The sequence below is a fragment of the Bacillus sp. ISL-57 genome, from assembly GCF_018613135.1.
GTDB lineage: Bacteria > Bacillota > Bacilli > Bacillales > DSM-1321 > Peribacillus > Peribacillus frigoritolerans.
In genome coordinates this window covers 262460-280427 of sequence record NZ_JAGGQV010000019.1, presented here as the reverse complement: position 1 = coordinate 280427, position 17968 = coordinate 262460, and the positions used below count along the sequence as shown (strand labels likewise).

The window sequence follows — 17968 nt, the reverse complement described above, 5'->3', positions numbered from 1 at the left end:
AGTCATCATGTACAAATTAAAAATGGGTATTATCGGTGCTGGCGGAATTGCCCAAAAAAGGCATATCCCAGCTTTTCAAAAATTTCAAGATAAAGTGGTTTTATACGCCATTCAGGATATAGATGAAATGAAGGCGCGGGAAGTGGCGCGGGAATTTCATATCGAAAAGGTTTTCACGAATTATGAAGAAATGTTTGCTGAAGTGGATGCTGTTACAATCGCAACGCCAAACAAGTTTCACGCGGAGATTTCCATTGCTGCCCTGCAAGCGGGTGTACATGTGTTATGCGAAAAGCCGATGGCCATTACAACCGAGGAATGTTTAGCGATAACCGAGGCTGCAAACATATCCGGTAAAGTGTTATCGACTGCCTATCATTACCGCTTCATGAAGGAAGCCCAGGCTGCAAAAAAAATGATTCAGGCCGGTGAAATCGGTGAACCGTATGTAGCGCGTGTACAGGCAATCAGGCGGCGCAAAGTCCCTGGCTGGGGAGTTTTTACAAGCAAGGAATTGCAAGGCGGGGGAAGCGTGATCGATTACGGCTGCCATTTGCTCGATTTGGCATTATGGCTGATGGATGACCCAGAACCGATTGAAATCGTAGGTTCGACATATAATTATGTCAGTAAGGGTGTCGATCAGGTCAATTTATGGGGCAATTTCGATGCCTCGGTATTTGAAGTGGATGACCATGCCACGGCATATATCAAATTTGCAAACGGAGCATCTCTATTATTCGAAACATCTTGGGCCGCGAATATCCGTGAAGAAGCAACTGTTTTGAGTTTATCCGGAACGCAGGGCGGACTTGATGTATTTCCGCTGGTCTTGAATCAGGCTAAGCACGGCATGCTTTTAAACAGTGAGGCAGTATGGATGCCAGGAGAGGATACACCAGACCTGCAACAGGCAGAGAACTTTATTAACAGCTGCCTGGGGTTAGCAGAACCATTGGTAAAACCATCGGAAGCCATGAAAGTTTCGAAAATAATCGAAGCCATCTATCAAAGCTCGGCAAGTGGGAAGGTCATGAGCATAAATTAATGAAAAGGTGAGGTGGGGCATGTGAAATTAGGGATCTTTACAGTGCTATTTGCTCAAAAATCATTCGAGGATATGCTTGATTATGTCGCGGATTCCGGATTGAAAACAGTTGAAATCGGTACAGGCGGGTATCCAGGGAATATCCATTGTCCACTCGATGAACTGCTCCAGAGTGAAGAAAAGCGCCAAAAATACCTCGAAGCCGTTCAAACAAGAGGGTTAACGATCAGTGCATTCAGCTGCCATGGCAATCCAATCTCTCCTGATGAAGCCTTCGCTAAAGAAAGTGATGAAACACTGATCAAAACAATCAAGCTTGCATCCTTACTGAACGTACCGGTAGTCAATACCTTTTCTGGTACAGCGGGTGATCACGAAGGAGCTAAATATCCAAACTGGCCCGTAGCCCCATGGCCGAATGAGTATACAGATGTGCTGAAATGGCAATGGGAAGAAAAATTGATCCCTTATTGGAAGAAAGTGGCCGCCATTGCTGATGAACACAATATAAAAATCGGCCTTGAACTGCATGGGGGCTTTCTCGTCCACACCCCCTACACCTTGTTAAAACTGCGGGAAGCTACATCTGATGCAATAGGCGCCAACCTTGATCCAAGCCATCTTTGGTGGCAGGGCATTGAACCAGTCGGTGCCATCAAAATCCTAGGGAAAGCGGGAGCAATCTACCACTTCCACGCAAAAGACACATACCTGGATCAGGATAACATCAATATGTACGGATTGACCGATATGCAGCCTTATGGGAATATCCAGAGCCGTGCCTGGAACTTCCGCTCTGTAGGATGCGGCCACAGCCTGCAAGAGTGGTCCGACATCATGAGCGCCCTTCGCACATACGGTTACGATTACGTCGTCAGCATCGAACACGAAGATCCGCTGATGTCAGTTGAAGAAGGATTCCAACGGGCCGTAACCAATCTGAAAACTGTACTCATCAACGAAAGTCCAACTGATTTATGGTGGGTATAATTTAGAGCCGATAACGAGCAGCCTAAAGCAGGTTGCTTTTTATTTTCGCTCTTACTCGTGAAAAAGTGGAATTCATGAGTAAAAGCGTGGAATTCACGAGTAAAAGTGCAAAACTCACGAGTAAAACAGCATAATTCACGAGTAAAAGTGCGAAACTTACGAGTAAAACAGCATAATTCACGAGTAAAAGTGCGAAACTCACGAGTAAAATAGTATAATTCACGAGTAAAAGTGCAAAACTCACGAGTAAAACAGCATAATTCACGAGTAAAAGTGAAATTCACAAGTAAAATAGTATAATTCACGAGTAAAAGTGCAAAACTCACGAGTAAAAGTGCGAAACTCACGAGTAAATGCATAAATCTCACGAGTAAAACCATGAAACTCACAGCAAAATTTACATCGGATGTTTCCAATGGAGAGAGCAGGTTAAAAAAAATCAATTTGACAGTCACCATCTGCGTGTTACAGCATACCTTGTAGTAAGTAACACGAGATACCAATATCACCGAGTAGTGAAGTTGCAAAATATTATTAAGAAAAAAAGTTGACACCCCTGCTACTCGGTGTTACAGTTTAGTTGTAATAAGTAATACTAAATAGCGTGAATTCCCAAAAGCTATTCAGTATAAAAATTCCTCTCGGAACACGTTATAAAAATAAGTCACAAAATAGAGGAGGCTCTGAACATGGAAAATTTAACTGAAATGCTGAAGGGTTCGCTGGAAGGCTGCGTGCTGGAAATCATCAGCCGCCATGAAACCTATGGCTACGAGATTACCCGCCGCCTGAACGAGCTTGGATTTACTGAAGTCGTGGAAGGTACGGTCTACACCATCCTCGTGCGATTAGAAAAGAAAAAACTGGTGAACATAGAGAAGAAACCGTCAGATATGGGGCCGCCCCGCAAGTTTTACTCACTTAATGAGGCTGGCCGCCAGGAACTTGAATTATTTTGGAAAAAATGGGATTTTGTATCATCGAAAATCAATGTCTTAAAGTCAATCTAGCTTCATAAGATATTCCGTACGCTAATTTTGCAGTGTCTTGTTAAAAAGGAGGAAAAATAACATGATGGAATTATTCAAAAAAATGATAGGTGATAAAAAAGAGTATAAAATGATGATGACACGGGTTGAAGCTCTTCCAGAGGACTACCAATTTGTATTTAAGAAAATTCAAAACTATATGTGGAATTTCTCAGCGGGCAACGGGATGGATATGCTGCACATGCAGTATGAATTAATCGAGTTGTTCGAAGCCGGTGCTGCGGAAGGCAGGCAAGTGCTGGAAATCACCGGAGACGACGTAGCGTCCTTTGCCGACGAACTAGTGGCAAATGCTAGAACCTATTTCGCCAAGTATCGTGAAGATTTGAATGACAGTATCATGAAGCGATTGGGAAAAAATAAATTCAATAAATAATTCCGACTGAATAGCTGGTTACAAATGTGAAATGCCACCTTTGCTATTCAGTTATATTTTAACTCGGTAGTAAGTTATACAGATTATCAGTCAGACTAAATAGAGAACTATAGGCAATTTAGTTCCGCTAGGCGCTCGGAAGGATAAATACGAATCTTACATGCGGCATTACTGCGCTATTAAAAGGAGGAAAAAGCATGAGCAATGCAGTGATTTCTGTAAAAGGGTTAAAAAAGTCATTTAAAGACAATGAAGTCTTAAAGGAGGTGGATTTTGAGGTGGGGCGTGGCGAAATTTTCGCACTGCTGGGCTCAAATGGAGCGGGCAAGACGACGACGGTCAACATCCTCTCGACGCTGATGAAGTCCGATGGCGGCGAAGTAGGTATTTGCGGCTTTGACGTTCAGCATGAACCGGATCATGTTCGCCAGAGCATCAGCCTGACAGGGCAGTTTGCAGCTTTAGATGGCATGCTCACCGGGCGGGAAAACCTGCTGATGATCGCCAAGTTGCGGGGAGTTTCCAATCCCGCTCAAGTCGCCGACAATCTGCTTGCGAGATTCAGCCTGACCGATGCGGCCAACCGCCGGGCGGATAAATATTCGGGCGGGATGAAGCGCCGGCTTGACATCGCCATGAGCCTGATCGGGACGCCAGCAGTCATTTTTCTCGACGAACCGACGACAGGGCTTGACCCCGAAGCCCGGATTGAAGTCTGGGATACGGTCAAGGAGCTAGCTGGCGGCGGCACGACAATTCTGCTGACAACACAGTACCTGGAGGAAGCCGAACAACTGGCGGACCGTATCGCCATCCTGCATGGCGGAAAAATCATCTCGACCGGGACCCTTACTGAACTCAAGGAGATGTTCCCGCCAGCGAAAGTAGAGTACATCGAGAAGCAGCCGACATTGGAGGAAATTTTCCTCGCAATCATCGGCAAAAAGGAGGAAATGTAAATGAATAGCAAAACAGGGGTATTACTAGGGCGTTTAATGCGCAATATCATGCGCAGCCCGGATACGATTATCACGGTGGCGATTACGCCGATTATGATGATGTTGCTGTTTGTCTACGTATTTGGCGGCGCCATAGAGGCAGGCACCGACAACTACGTCAATTATTTATTGCCGGGAATCTTACTGATGGCTATCGCATCCGGCGTCGCTTACACTTCCGTGCGACTGTTTACGGATGTAAAGAGCGGGTTGATGGCGCGTTTCATTACCATGCCCATCAAGCGCTCGTCAGTATTGTGGGCTCACGTGTTGACCTCGCTAGTATCCAATTTGCTTACTGTCGTCGTGGTTATCCTCGTCGCACTCTTGATGGGCTTCCGTTCCAGCGCTGATATCCTGGATTGGCTAGCGGTAGTTGGGATAATCGTATTGTTTACGCTGGCTCTGACATGGCTGGCGGTCATTCCTGGATTGACAGCGGGCTCTTTGGAAGGGGCGACAGCCTACTCGTACCCGCTGATTTTCCTGCCGTTTATCAGTTCGGCCTTTGTCCCCACCGAGACCATGCCTAAAATTGTCCGTGCGTTCGCCGAGAACCAGCCAGTGACTTCAATCGTGAATGCGATTCGTGCCCTTTTGTATGAAGGGTCTGTTGGGAACGATATCTGGATTGCGCTTGCCTGGTGTGTCGGCATCATGGTCATCGCTTACTTCTTCGCCAGTAGAGTATTTAAACGCCAGTTTGGGTAAGTTCATCATTTATCGGATTGGTCATTTCATAGTCAGCGGATGCGATGAATGCATCACATGGAAGACTGCTTAAATGCCGGGGCAACCATCTATGAAATCATGGAAACCTTAAAATTGGTGTGATTGGTGGCGGCGACTTATCCCATCATGAGATTAGCCATACTAGCTTTATAGAGTTTACAGGAAAAGGGTAGTGGTCATTCGCAGAAGAGAATGAAAAGAATAAAGCCCATAGATGCAATTGACAGGAAAAGAGTAGTTTCAGAAACAAAAACAATTCCTTTCAGTATCATAAAATGAGTGGAGCTCACGAGTAAATCTGTGGAATTTACGAATGAAAGTGCGGAATTCACGAGTAATAGCGTTGCGAGTAAATCTGCAAAACTACGAATAAAAGCAAAATGATTGCTGAAAATAATCCTGAAATTAAAAAAGCGATGCCCCCGGAATTCTGGGGGCATCTTCATTATCATCGTTTCCTAGGGGAATAATCCAATTCCTTAAATAGTTCCGTTAATTCATCCTCGGTCAGGTCGCGCCATTGTCCGATCGCCAGTCCGTCCAGGTGGATGTTCATGATGCGGATTCGATGTAAATCACGGACTTCATAACCTAGTGCGGAGCACATACGGCGAATTTGTCTGTTCAGTCCTTGCATCAACGTGATGTTAAATGTGTATTTGGTCAACTGCTCAACTTTACAAGGAAGTGTTTTCGTATCCAAAATCTCTACTCCGGATGACATATCTTTGATGAAGGAAGCGGTAAGTGGCTTATCCACGGTTACGATATATTCCTTTTCATGTTTGTTTTCTGCACGAAGGATTTCATTAACGATATCTCCATCATTTGTAAGAAGGATCAGACCGCTTGAGTCTTTGTCCAGACGTCCGATATGAAAAATGCGAAGCGGGTGATTTACAAAATCAACGATGTTCCCTTTTATGTGTTTTTCGGTCGTACTTGTAATCCCTATCGGTTTATTCAGTGCAATATAGACATTTTGCTGTTCGACTTTTATCGGCTTGCCGTCCACCCGGACATCATCGCCGGGTTCAGCTTGACTGCCGAGCTCAGCTACAGTGCCATTAATCGTCACACGGCCCTCGGCTATCCACTTGTCTGCGCCTCGTCGCGAGGTAATTCCGGATTCACTGATAAATTTATTGATCCTCAACTAAAGCACACCTTTACATTCAGATTTTCTTCTTTAAAGGATAACGTAAATCAAGGTGCATAGACAAGGGGAAAAGAGAAGAAAGTGTTCGTTGATGTGTATCACTGAATGCCCTTTACATGTTCTTAGTGACAGCTGAAGGATCTGCTTTTTTCTTTTTGCTTGTCAGGTAGACGCCGAGGAAAACAAGGAGGCCACCGAGGGTTTGGATGGTCGTAATCGCATGACCCAAAATAAGGCTAAGAATGGCGGTAAATACTGCAATCAGATTTAGATAAATCCCAGCCTGGCCGGCATTGATATGGCGAAGGGAAATATTCCAGAAAATAAATGAGCCGACAGAAGGGAAAATCCCGATATATAAGAGACCGGTGATGGCTTTACTGCTTAAATCAAGGTTCATTCCCGAGCCAATGGCATATGGAGCAATGAGAAACAAACCGAGAAGCACGGAAACGGCAGTGGCTGAGATGATCGGAATGTTTTTCAGTTTTTTACCGATTATAGAATAGAAGGTCCAAACGAGAATCGCCAGGATCATCAATAGGTCGCCTTTATTATAATTGAGCTGGAATATATCCAGAAGGTGTCCTTTTGTTAAGACCAATAAAACGCCGAATAAAGATATGATAAGTCCAAGTGCATGGATGGAGGAAATTTTCTCCTTTAACAGCAAAGCGGAAAAAAGAACAATTAATGCAGGGTTTATGGAATTGACAAGAGCTGCATTCATGGAAGTTGTATAGGTCAGAGCCCAATAAAGGAAAAAATTATAACTGATGATTCCGAGCACACCCATGATTAATAACAATTTCCAGGCTTTCCATACACTCTTCCAGTCTGGTTTTTCAATCCATTGCGCTAAAGGAAACAATAAGAAAACGGCGATTAGCCATCGCGCAAATGTTAGTTGGATCGGGGAAAGTTCGGTCACAACGTACTTTCCGAATATATAATTACCGGCCCAGAACAAATTTGCCAAGATAAGAAATAAAATAACAATAGATTTTTTCATTCATCAGACTGCCTCTCCCTGAATTTATGGAATATTCACTAAATATAGCAAAATAGGGGTACCTAAGCAAAATAGGGGGCCTATCAGTCAAATTTGGATGAACCACTGAACAGGATAAAAAGGCCGTTCAACTTTAGCTGAACAGCCTTTTCACACATCTATATTAAGCGAAAATGGCACTGATTTCGGCGATTTCATCCATGGTTAGTTCGACGTCCAATGCTTGTAGGTTGCGTGTGACCTGTTCTGGTTTTTTCGCTCCGGGAATCAGTACATCTATCGAGTGCCTCGTTAAATACCAAGCTAATACGACATCGGCGACATCGGTATGCTTCCTGGTGGCGATCGCCCGTACTTCTTCCACTTTTTGCAGGTTGCTTACAAAGGCTTGTCCTTGGAAAAGCGGACTTTTTGCCCGGCCGTCATCGAATGTTGATTCCTGATTATATTTGCCGCCGAGCAAACCGGAAGCAAGGGGGAAATAAGGAATGAAGGAAATATCATTTTCGGCTGTATATGGCAGCAGGTCTTGTTCTGCCTCCCGTTTGAATAGATTGTACTCGGATTGCAAGACATCGACATAGCCGTCTTTATTCGCTTCCTTCAATTGTTCGAACGAAAAGTTCGAGACGCCGATTGACTTGATTTTGCCTGCATCCTTCAATTCCTTTAAGGCACCTACTGCTTCATCTTTAGGGGTATCACCATCAGGGAAATGGATATAGAATAGGTCGATGTAGTCTGTTTGGAGCCTTTTTAGACTCGAATCCACGGCATCTTTCAGAAAAGCCGGAGAGTTATCGAAGACGATGCTGCCATCGACAAATTTATGTGCTCCTTTAGTGGCAAGGACTATGTCCTCGCGTTTGCGACTCTCTTTAAGGATTTCACCGATAAGTTCTTCTGAACGTTCAGGACCGTAAATGTAAGCTGTATCCCAAAAGTTGATTCCTTCTTCCAATGCCGTTCTCAAAACATCCCTTCCTGTATCCTCACTTAGATTAGGGAAAAGGTTATGTCCGCCAATTGCATTCGTGCCAAGGCCAATCGGATTTACATACAGATCTGTTTTACCGATACGGGTTTGTTTAGACATATTACTTATCATCTCCTTTGAACCCATCATAACAAAAAGTGGTTGCCGATTTCCAAAATAAAGCAGTGCATGCGTACACAAAATAAGCAGATGATCTGTAAAATCACCTGCTTATTTCATTATAATAGTGTTTCGATTTCCAACTCCTCAGCTGGAGCTGTTTGTCCGATTTGACTGAGCAGAACGCCAAGGGCCGTACCGACGAGAGCAGGGATGATCCACTCCATGCCGTAAGCGGAAAGGGGAAGGACATCAGTCAAGGTTTGCACGGGTCCTAATTGTAAGCCGAAAGCATTCAGCCCATCCAACAAGGCGAAAACTCCAGTGAAAATCATTGCACTGCGATAAACCTTCTTCGGGTTTTTGAAATGACGGCTGAAGAATGTCAGGACAATCAGGACGATCGTTAGCGGATAAGCCATCACAAGGAATGGTACCGATACTTTCAGAATTTGATTCAGACCCATATTTGAAAGGATGAAACCGACGATTGTTACAATCAGAATGACGGTTTTATATTTCAGCTTGGGGAAAAGTTTCGAGAAATACTGTCCGCAAGCAGTCGTCAACCCGACGACGGTGGTGAAGCATGCCAAAGTGAAAATGATGCCAAGAAGGACCTTCCCGCCAGTTCCTAGTAAAAGGGTGGAAGCGACAGTGAGGATATCCGTTCCGTTTTCGAATGACCCACCGGCCGCCATGCGTGCTCCCATTATACCTAAGGAGATATAAACTAAAGAAAGCAAAACACCAGCGATGAGACCCGCTTTGACTGTATATCTCGTCAATTGTTTTCGTTCGGAAATCCCCCTTTGCTGGATTGAAGTAAGGATGACGATCCCAAAGGCCAATGCAGCTAGAGCATCCATCGTGTTGTAGCCTTCGATGAACCCTTTTGAAAAGGCTCCAGCAGCATATGCTTCGGTTGGAGCTTGGAAAGGTGCATCAAGCTTTACGAACCCAACAACACAGAGAATGACCATGGACAAAAGTAGAACGGGCGTGATCCAGCGACCCATGAAGGTTTCCATTTTTTCCGGATTCAATGAAATGGCATAAACGATGATGAAAAATACGGTTGTGAACATGAATAGAAATAGTGGTTGATCCATTGAGTCGCCAAGATACGGCTTGAAGCCCATTTCATAGGCAACATTCGCATTCCGCGGAATGGCCAGAAACGGCCCGATGCTTAAATAGATTACGACCATGAACAACGTGCTGAATAGGGGATGTACTCGGGCACCGATGGTTTGTGCCCCGCCTTTAACAAGTGAGACTGCAAGAAGCACCAAAATTGGCAGGCCGACTCCGGTGGCGACAAAACCGGCGATGGCTGGCCAGAAAGAATTTCCAGAAGATGCTCCTAAAAATGGAGGGAATATGAGATTCCCGGCTCCGAAAAACATTGAGAAAAGCATAAGGCCGATAAATAATGTGTCTGTTTTTTTCATGGTGATTTCTCCTTTTTTTAAAATGATAACTCCCGCCGACTGGCCTGAAAAAGGCTAATTAAAGTGTTTCGTGCAAATAAAAAACTCGCCCCTGAAAAATCAGGGACGAGTTTGTGCTCGCGTTACCACCCATATTCCGCACTTCAAAGAAGCTGCGGCACTCAGTCAACGTACGAATTCATACGTGATCCATTGTAACGGCGGAAACCCGTCAAAGCCTACTGCATTTTCAGCTTTGCATCTCAGAGATGATTTTCGGATAGGCCTTGGACATCGACTTCCACCACATGTCGACTCTCTGTGGAACAGGGTTCTCATCTTACTCTTTCTCTTCATAGATTTTATAATATAAAGATAATTTAGCAAATTCTGATTACGAAGTCAACATAATTTATCATTAATCCTTTCATAGGAGCAGGAAATTAGTCCCCATTTGGCGAAACCAACTTTATCAAGAGTGTTTTTTGAAGAAGAATAGGATATTACTCCCTATTATCTTTCTAATCGCAACTATATTATAATAGAAGGCAGAACACTAAAGGAGACAACAACATGTCTGAAAATAAAAAATTAAGCCTGGCGGATGCAGTCAAACAAAAACTGGCTCAAAAGCAAGCAGGATCAAGTAAAGATAAACTGGAAACAGGCGTTGTGAAGAAAACGAAACAGCTTAAAAGCCAGTTGACCAAAAAGCCGAATAACCAACGTAAGCGTACAGGGGTATAATCCTAATTCGTCAAAGGACAAGTACTGTTCGGAGCTTATCATTGAGCAGTTACCTTTCATGAATGAGGGTACTGCTTTTTTATATGAATGCACAAATGGGGATTAAGTAATGGACGAGCCAGAGTGATTTTGTTTTTTACCGTTTATAGGTAAGTTGAAGGGCTGGGCTACTGGTCATTTAGCGGGATGGAGAATGGTTCGCTCACTTCTAGCTGATATGTGGTAAAACTAGAAAAACATATTTTCTCGAAAATGGAAATGACATCTCTGTATCGGTTTATTAAAAACATTACAGTTCCAGTTGTTTCTGTTTTAAAATTGTAAGAGTGGTGACATGTTGTTACCATATTGTTTTGCTAAAATAACATTTTAAGGTTTTGTAAATGATTTTTTAACTAAAGGAACCTATAAATTAATATTAGGTCTGCTATGAGTCTTATAGAATCAGTGATTATCCTTTAATTGAAAATATGAAATATATCGGGGGAATAAAGATGGACGAACGTCTGATCGGAAAAAAATATTATGAAACGATGCTAGAGGATACAAGGAAGCACCCCATTCAAGCTTTGGGTGAAATGTTCCTCGTGGAACAAAAAAAGGAAAGATCCGATTTAACCGCAATTAGATTTGCTCAAGGAGAGGTATATTTTCAGCACCATGACTATGAAGCAGCCATTTTTAAATGGGAAAACATAGAAGGGGAACTTGGTTCATGGGCGAAGAAAAACATCGCTGATGCGTATTTTGAATTGGAAATGTATTCAACCGCAGAGGATATCTATAAATCCGTCGATACGGATGAAGCTGTCTTGAAAACAGAAGTTCTTTTGCAGCTGTTTTCCCTGTACATAGTGGAATCGAGAAATGATTTGGCTTCCAAAGTCGTGAAAGAAGCAGTCGAGTTTCAACCAGACTACCCGAATGTCACTGAAATCGCACGCGCCTTTTTTGAAGAACAAAAGGATTGGAACAGTGCGGTGGTATTAGCGGCGAATGAAAGTATCCGTACAGAGTCAATGGGCTGGTTCGATGTGCTGAAAACGTATATCCAGCAGGGTGTTGCCCAATCGATGGAGCCGGATTATTTCTCAACTGTCCTTGGTTCGCTATACACACTCGACCAGGAACGTTTCGAGAAAATGACGGTTGCCCTTTGGAAAAATTATAAATATACGGATGCTTATTTCGAATGGTTAAGAGTGATTAATAATTTGATAGATACCATCGAATTGAACCATGCAGATGTATGGGATGAGCTTTCCGTCTATTACAGGGATGCATATGCAGGTTTGTTAGAAGGAAAGCATCTAATCAAAGAATTAAGTCCTGTCGTGCCAAGGTTGCTGGAAAACTGGCTCAAAATCGCAGACGGGGAGCTTTCGCTGTTTGCGGCGGCATCCACGTTGTCCTGGAATGAAATCTTCCCGGATACGATCAATGCGCTGGTCATTCAGGATGCAGAGAGCCTGCTTTCGAAATCGCCTAAATTGGGAGGAGGACTGGAAGCGGGAGAGAAACTGTTCAATTCCATTATCCAGTGGGCTGAAGATAATGATTTAAGGGTTGGAAATAAGCTTAAATGGATGGTGGAAGGGCTTAAAGATACCAGCAATTTCAATCTCCTTCTTGCAGGAAGTACAGGAAATGGCAAGACATCCTTTATTCAGTCAATCGTTGGAGAGAGCATTGCTGCTGAGGACCATTCTTCCTTAGTCAGTGTCAAAGACGGGGATGATTTGGAAATCCTTGAAATTACCGATACAGATAGCAAAGTTGTCGAGGAGCTAACTGATTTGGATGAAACACGCCGTCAGCGCGGGACTATAGTCGATGTGAAAATCATCAGTGACTACCTAAGAAATAATCATTTGCGATTATTGGATACACCGGGGTTCAATGGGGAACAAAGCGTGGAATCCGATTTCCAAGGCTATTTACATGGCAGTGATGGCCTGATGTTCGTTCTTGACGCCCGGGCTCCTTTCACCGGCAGCGAAAGGGATCTGTTATTGGAAATTCAAATGATGGCACCTAAACTGCCGATCCATTTCCTATTAAATAAAATGGATACGATATACAGTGATCAGGTCGCAGTCCGGATGGAAGATGAAACATGGGATAAAGTGAATGCATATTTCCCGAATGCGAAAGTGTTCGCTTTCTCCAAACATTATGACAGCAGGCAGCAATTGAAGGACCTTTCAGCCTTCCTTCAATCGAATTATCAAGATGATAATTGGAAGGAAAGAAGATCTGAAAAAATCCTGGCATTCATTCGTAAAACCTTATCTTATCTATTAGAAAAACGGGTTGCCAATGAGCGGAAATGCGAGCATTCCATCTCTTGGAATGAGCAGATGGAAGTCAAACTGAATGGAGCGGTCAATCAACTGGCTGATCTGGAAAAAGAAAAAAGTGAAAATATCATAAGGTCGTATCGTTCGCTTAAGGACGAAGTGAAAAGTCAGCTTTATTCAAAAATTCCTGAATTACTGAGGGATTGCTCTAAAACGTTAACGGAAAGCAGTGATTTCAGTCAGGTCCATGTACAGTTAAACCAGGAAATGAATGAGCGGATTCAAAACTTCATTTCTGACAAGATCATGCCTCAATATTACCGTTCTCTTCAAGATTGGATTGCCAGTTCCCAAATGGAGTTCTCACAAAGCCAGCAGTTCATGGATGAGATGAGTGCCGGATTCAATGAATTATACAAAGAAGAACGGATTACACTGGCAGGTGACTTCAGGGTATTGGATGACTGGCGTCGTGATGCCGACCGGATGACAAGCAGTATCCGCATCGAAAACGTTAATATCCTTTTGCGCAGGACTCCATCACAATTGCTGCTTAAAGGAGCAGGGAAACTATTTGGGGCGATACCGCAAAATAAGGCCAATATGTACAATCGTTACAAGAAATACCTGGAAAGTGAAGATTACCTGGATGTTGCCGAAATGATCACGGAACGTTTCCTCACCCAATTTGGATTGTTTGAAAAGTCATTGGATCGGGACATCTCACTTTTCTATCGCAGTTCATTTGCTTTACTTCAAAAAACGATAGAGCAGACGCAGACTGAAATAAAAGACTACCAGGCTGCATTGGAGCATATGAAAGAAAATCCGGAAGTTTACCGTGATCCGATCACGTTGTTCGAGGTGAAATTAAGGCAGTTGGAGAGGCTTGAAAAAATCGAGAAAAAGCGTCTAGCCCAGCTTCAAAGAAAATAAAAATAACAGGAAACATTTCAAATATTCAAAAATCTATTGACTTTACGACTATATCCCTATAAAGTGATAATTACGAAAACGTAACACAATATATCTCTTATCAAGAGTGGCGGAGGGACTGGCCCTAAGATGCCCAGCAACCGTTCCATTAGGAATTGGTGCTAAATCCTGCAAAACAGAAATGTTTTGACAGATAAGAGAGGGACAAGTCTGCAAAACAGCCGATTAAACCTCTCTATATTAGAGAGGTTTTTATTTTGGGATTTACACCGACTTAACTGATAAGACTAATCAGAAAACATGGAGGGAAACAAGATGAGAAGGTCTATTAAAGGGATATTCATTTCTGCCATCGCTTCGGCTTTGCTTTTAACGGGTTGCTCTGCAGGGCAGAGTTCCACAGAATCGAAGAAAGAAGAAAAAGTATCATTTGAAAATGTCCCGGAGAGATTTGCTGATGGCGATGGAGCCAAAATCAAAGTAATCCGTAAAATTGGCGGTGATGATCATACTGCCCAATACCTGGCGGGGGCGAAAGAAGAAGGAGAAGCACTGGGGTTTCAAGTCGATACGTACACAGCCAATGGTGATACGGCCAAATTCCATGATGCGATAGCACAGGCTTTGGAGGAAGATTACGACGGCTATATCATTTCACATGGTGATGATGCTGCAACTGTAAATGACGTTCAGAAGTTGGTTGATGCAGGTAAAAGCGTTGTCACATTCGATTCAATAAGCGACCTATCTAAAATAGAGGGCGTGACATTAACTTCACAAGATGATGAAGCGCTGGCAACACTGGCTTTCGATAAGCTGATAAAAGAACAGAAAGGTGAAGCGGCAATTGCCTATCTTTGGGTGGATGGTTTTCCTCCAATGGTAAGAAGAAATGCAGTCTATCAGGAAAAATTAAAAGAAAATCCTGGGATTAAAGAAGTCGAAAGGTTCGGAGTGGCATCCGCTGATACTTCGGTGCAGACACAAAATGCTGTAGCCGCAATGCTGAATAAATACCCTAAAGGTAAATTGGATGCCATTTTCGCAACATGGGATGCCTTTGCTATCGGTGCAGCCCGGGCGATTAAAGAAGCGGGCCGCGATGAAGTGAAGATATATGGAATTGATGTTTCGAATGCAGATCTTCAGGAGATCCAATCGGCTGATAGCTCATGGTCCTATACGGCAGCAGTCGATCCAAAGTTGATCGGTGCAGTGAATATGAGGATATTGGCTAAAAAATTAGCGGGTGAAGAAACGCCGCAAACATATGATTTGGAGGCATCACTTATTTCGCAAAAGCAAATCCAAGCTTCAAAAGAAGCTGTAAACATGGCAAACCTGTCAGATATTGTCGATGGATGGGGTGTATCGGCGGAATTTGAAGAAGATTGGATGAAGGTATTGAAAGATCATTATAAAAAGTAAAAAGAGACACTCTCTTCCCTGCGAAGGGAGTGTCTGTTCCATAAGGGGGAATGGACATGGGCAAGCAACTAGAAATGAAGATGATTTCGATTGAATTTCCGGGGGTGAAGGCGCTGAGTGATGTTGATTTTTCCGTACAATCAGGGACAGCCCACGCATTGGTCGGTGCAAACGGAGCAGGGAAATCGACGTTAATGAAAGTTTTATCGGGAGCCCATGTTCATTATTCAGGTGACATTTTTATTGATGGGATGAAGCGGGATATCCGCTCGCCAAAAGCTGCTCAGGAACAGGGCATTCAAATAGTTCATCAGGAAGTGGATACCGCCCTCATCCCTTATTTAACAGTTGGGGAAAATGTAATGTTGAATGATATGGTCCAAAACATGGGAAAAAAACAAAGGGTACATTGGAAAGAACTGCACAACAAAGCCACTTCTATTCTTGAAGATATGAAAATTCATGTCCCTTCGAAAAAGTTGGTTAGAGACCTGACCTTGGCTGAAAAACAGATGGTCCTGATAGCAAGAGCCGTTTCGACAGAATGCAAATTCCTGATTCTCGACGAGCCAACTGCTCCGTTAAGTCATACGGAGACGACGGAACTTTTTCGAATTGTAAATGAATTAAAGCAAAAAGGCGTGGCAATCATTTTCATTTCACATCGTCTGCCTGAGATTTTTGAAATCTGTGAGGAAATTACGATCATGAGGAATGGGGAGCGTGTCACTTGTCGAAAAATCGAGGACATAACCCGTGCCGAAGTGGTAGAGAACATGCTTGGGAAAACCATGGATGAACAGTTTCCTGAAGTGAATGCTTCGATTGGAGACGTAATTCTGGAAGTGAACGGATTGTCAGATGCCGAGAAGGTTAAGAATGTCAATCTGAATATTAAAGCAGGCGAGATAATCGGCTTGGCTGGGTTGGTCGGGGCTGGGAAAACGGAGCTGTGTAAAACCCTTTTCGGTCATACGTCCATCACAGCGGGTGAAGTCATCCTGAATGGTCGAAAGCTTTCTCTGAAATCACCGCATGAAGCAGTAAAAAGCGGGCTGGCACTTGTACCTGAGGAACGCAGGAAAGAAGGGGTCCTTGTACAGGAGTCAGTCTCGGCAAACTTGACTGCAGCCAGTCTCGGCAAATTCTGCAAAACATTCAGTTTCGTCGATCGTAAGGCGGAAAAGGAAAAGGCGAAGGAAATGATCGCAAGTATTGGCATTAAAACTCCTTCAGGGGAAGTAAAGGCCGAAAACCTATCCGGTGGTAACCAGCAAAAAGTTGCCATTGGAAAATGGCTTATGGCAGATGCGGATGTATACATATTCGATGAACCAACGAAAGGGGTCGATGTCGGATCCAAGAAGGATATATTCGAATTGATTGCAAAGCTTGCAAGGAATGGAAAAGCGATCATTTATGCATCCTCCGAGCTTTCCGAAATCATTGGCATTACCAACCGGACCTATGTGTTATATGACGGGAGCACTGTCATCGAATTAGAAACAAGCAAAACGAATGAAGAAGAACTACTATTCTACTCAACAGGAGGTAAATAGGATGAGCATACCCATTCCTGTTACACAGACAGCGAAAGCTAAGAAAAAGGTGGAGCTATTCGACTTTTTCTATAAATACGGCACAATATTGACGATTATCATTCTGATTGGAATTTTCGCCGTATCCAATCCATCTTTCATCCAAACGTCTAACCTGATAAACATCCTGCGTTCCATTTCAATCGTGACCATCATTGCGATCGGCATTACGATATCACTGACCGTGGATGGCTTCGACCTTTCCGTCGGCTCCGTCGCATCATTGGCCAATGCCATCGTCATCTCGATGTTTGTCTGGTTTTCTCAGGATACATTCATCGCCATATTAGCTGCGGTCGGTGCCTCACTTTTCGTAGGGGCTTTGAATTCATTCATGATCGTTAAATTGAGAATTCCCGACATGCTGATGACATTGGCTACCATGTTCATTATTCAGGGAATTGCCCTTACTTATACAAAAGGGGCCACGGTTTCGCAAAATATGGTCATGCCCGACGGGACATTCGCAACAGGACTGATCAGCCCGCTTTTCGCCAAAATTGGCCAAGTACCATGGATAATCCTGATCATGGCCGTCATTGTGATAGCGACCCATATCTTTTTGACTTATACGAAGCACGGTCGTTATATGTACATTATTGGGGGAAATAAGGAAGCGGCGAGACTTTCCGGGATATCGGTTAATAAATACAAAAGCCTTGCCTATCTGATATCAGCTTTATTTGCTGCAATCGGCGGAATTGTCCTTGCTTCAAGGGTCATGACATCGGAAATCAATTCAGGGTCCCCCTATTTAATGGATGCCGTTGCAGCAGCCTTCATTGGTTCCTCCGTTTTAGGAGCGGGAAAACCGAATGCCTTTGGAACCTTCATCGGTGCAGTCCTGATCGGAATCCTTCAAAATGGGCTGATCATGATGTCCGTTCCGTATTACGCGATGGATATCGTCAAAGGAACAGTGCTGGCCCTTGCGCTCGCGGTAACCTATTACAAGCAAAAACATTAAAAAGAATTCGTTACGTTACTCTACGGAAATCCAAAAATATGAAAAAATCCTGTTGTAATGCAACAGGATTTTTCCTTTTTAAAAAGGGATGGGTTAAGA

The 17968-nt window shown here is 43.5% G+C and carries 15 protein-coding genes, 1 riboswitch and 1 other annotated feature; of the genes, 11 read left to right on the top strand and 4 right to left on the bottom strand.

Annotated features, from left to right (window positions below):
- The first annotated feature begins 7 nt into the window (after positions 1–7).
- The 6 genes from J7I90_RS21925 to J7I90_RS21900 all read left to right on the top strand — a co-directional run bounded on the left by J7I90_RS21925 (position 8) and on the right by J7I90_RS21900 (position 5172).
- Positions 8–1048, top strand: coding sequence for a Gfo/Idh/MocA family protein (locus J7I90_RS21925; RefSeq protein WP_034305944.1), 1041 nt, complete (start codon positions 8–10; stop codon positions 1046–1048).
- 21 nt (positions 1049–1069) lie between these two features.
- On the top strand, positions 1070–2038 hold the full coding sequence (locus J7I90_RS21920; RefSeq protein WP_214773734.1) for a sugar phosphate isomerase/epimerase family protein: 969 nt from the start codon (positions 1070–1072) through the stop codon (positions 2036–2038).
- A 689-nt stretch (positions 2039–2727) separates the two neighbouring features.
- Positions 2728–3048, top strand: a complete 321-nt coding sequence (locus tag J7I90_RS21915) for a PadR family transcriptional regulator (protein WP_016131412.1) — start codon at positions 2728–2730, stop codon at positions 3046–3048.
- A 61-nt stretch (positions 3049–3109) separates the two neighbouring features.
- A complete protein-coding gene (locus J7I90_RS21910; RefSeq protein ID WP_214773733.1) occupies positions 3110–3463 on the top strand; it encodes a DUF1048 domain-containing protein in 354 nt (117 codons plus the stop codon).
- A 197-nt stretch (positions 3464–3660) separates the two neighbouring features.
- Positions 3661–4422: an ABC transporter ATP-binding protein gene (locus J7I90_RS21905; protein ID WP_214773732.1), complete on the top strand. Its 762-nt coding sequence runs from the start codon at positions 3661–3663 to the stop codon at positions 4420–4422.
- On the top strand, positions 4423–5172 hold the full coding sequence (locus J7I90_RS21900) for an ABC transporter permease (protein ID WP_214773731.1): 750 nt from the start codon (positions 4423–4425) through the stop codon (positions 5170–5172).
- A gap of 469 nt (positions 5173–5641) precedes the next feature.
- On the opposite strand, the gene rluF is transcribed toward J7I90_RS21900, so the two are convergent.
- From rluF to brnQ, 4 genes are all read right to left on the bottom strand, one after another.
- Positions 5642–6349, bottom strand: coding sequence for a 23S rRNA pseudouridine(2604) synthase RluF (gene rluF / locus J7I90_RS21895; RefSeq protein WP_034305927.1), 708 nt, complete (start codon positions 6347–6349; stop codon positions 5642–5644).
- A 115-nt stretch (positions 6350–6464) separates the two neighbouring features.
- Positions 6465–7364, bottom strand: a complete 900-nt coding sequence (locus J7I90_RS21890; protein ID WP_214773730.1) for a DMT family transporter — start codon at positions 7362–7364, stop codon at positions 6465–6467.
- 163 nt (positions 7365–7527) lie between these two features.
- Positions 7528–8460 (bottom strand): aldo/keto reductase, encoded by a 933-nt coding sequence (locus tag J7I90_RS21885; protein ID WP_214773729.1) that lies wholly within the window; start codon positions 8458–8460, stop codon positions 7528–7530.
- A 119-nt stretch (positions 8461–8579) separates the two neighbouring features.
- Positions 8580–9914: a branched-chain amino acid transport system II carrier protein gene (gene brnQ / locus J7I90_RS21880; protein WP_214773728.1), complete on the bottom strand. Its 1335-nt coding sequence runs from the start codon at positions 9912–9914 to the stop codon at positions 8580–8582.
- 98 nt (positions 9915–10012) lie between these two features.
- Positions 10013–10259: a binding site (T-box leader), on the bottom strand.
- Positions 10260–10466: 207 nt separating this feature from the next.
- Here brnQ and J7I90_RS21875 point away from each other — a divergent pair.
- The 5 genes from J7I90_RS21875 (at position 10467) to J7I90_RS21855 (ending at position 17869) form a co-directional block, all read left to right on the top strand.
- Positions 10467–10640: a hypothetical protein gene (locus J7I90_RS21875; RefSeq protein WP_164468807.1), complete on the top strand. Its 174-nt coding sequence runs from the start codon at positions 10467–10469 to the stop codon at positions 10638–10640.
- Positions 10641–11134: 494 nt separating this feature from the next.
- Positions 11135–13876 (top strand): GTPase domain-containing protein, encoded by a 2742-nt coding sequence (locus J7I90_RS21870; protein ID WP_251025409.1) that lies wholly within the window; start codon positions 11135–11137, stop codon positions 13874–13876.
- Between the two features lie 94 nt (positions 13877–13970).
- Positions 13971–14076: riboswitch (SAM riboswitch) on the top strand.
- 115 nt (positions 14077–14191) lie between these two features.
- On the top strand, positions 14192–15304 hold the full coding sequence (locus J7I90_RS21865; protein ID WP_214773727.1) for a sugar ABC transporter substrate-binding protein: 1113 nt from the start codon (positions 14192–14194) through the stop codon (positions 15302–15304).
- Between the two features lie 56 nt (positions 15305–15360).
- Positions 15361–16863 carry a sugar ABC transporter ATP-binding protein gene (locus J7I90_RS21860; RefSeq protein ID WP_214773726.1) on the top strand — a complete coding sequence of 501 codons (1503 nt, stop codon included), beginning with the start codon at positions 15361–15363 and terminating at the stop codon, positions 16861–16863.
- 1 nt (position 16864) lies between these two features.
- Entirely contained in the window at positions 16865–17869 is a 1005-nt protein-coding gene (locus tag J7I90_RS21855) for an ABC transporter permease (RefSeq protein WP_214773725.1), read from the top strand.
- Positions 17870–17968: the final 99 nt, after the last annotated feature.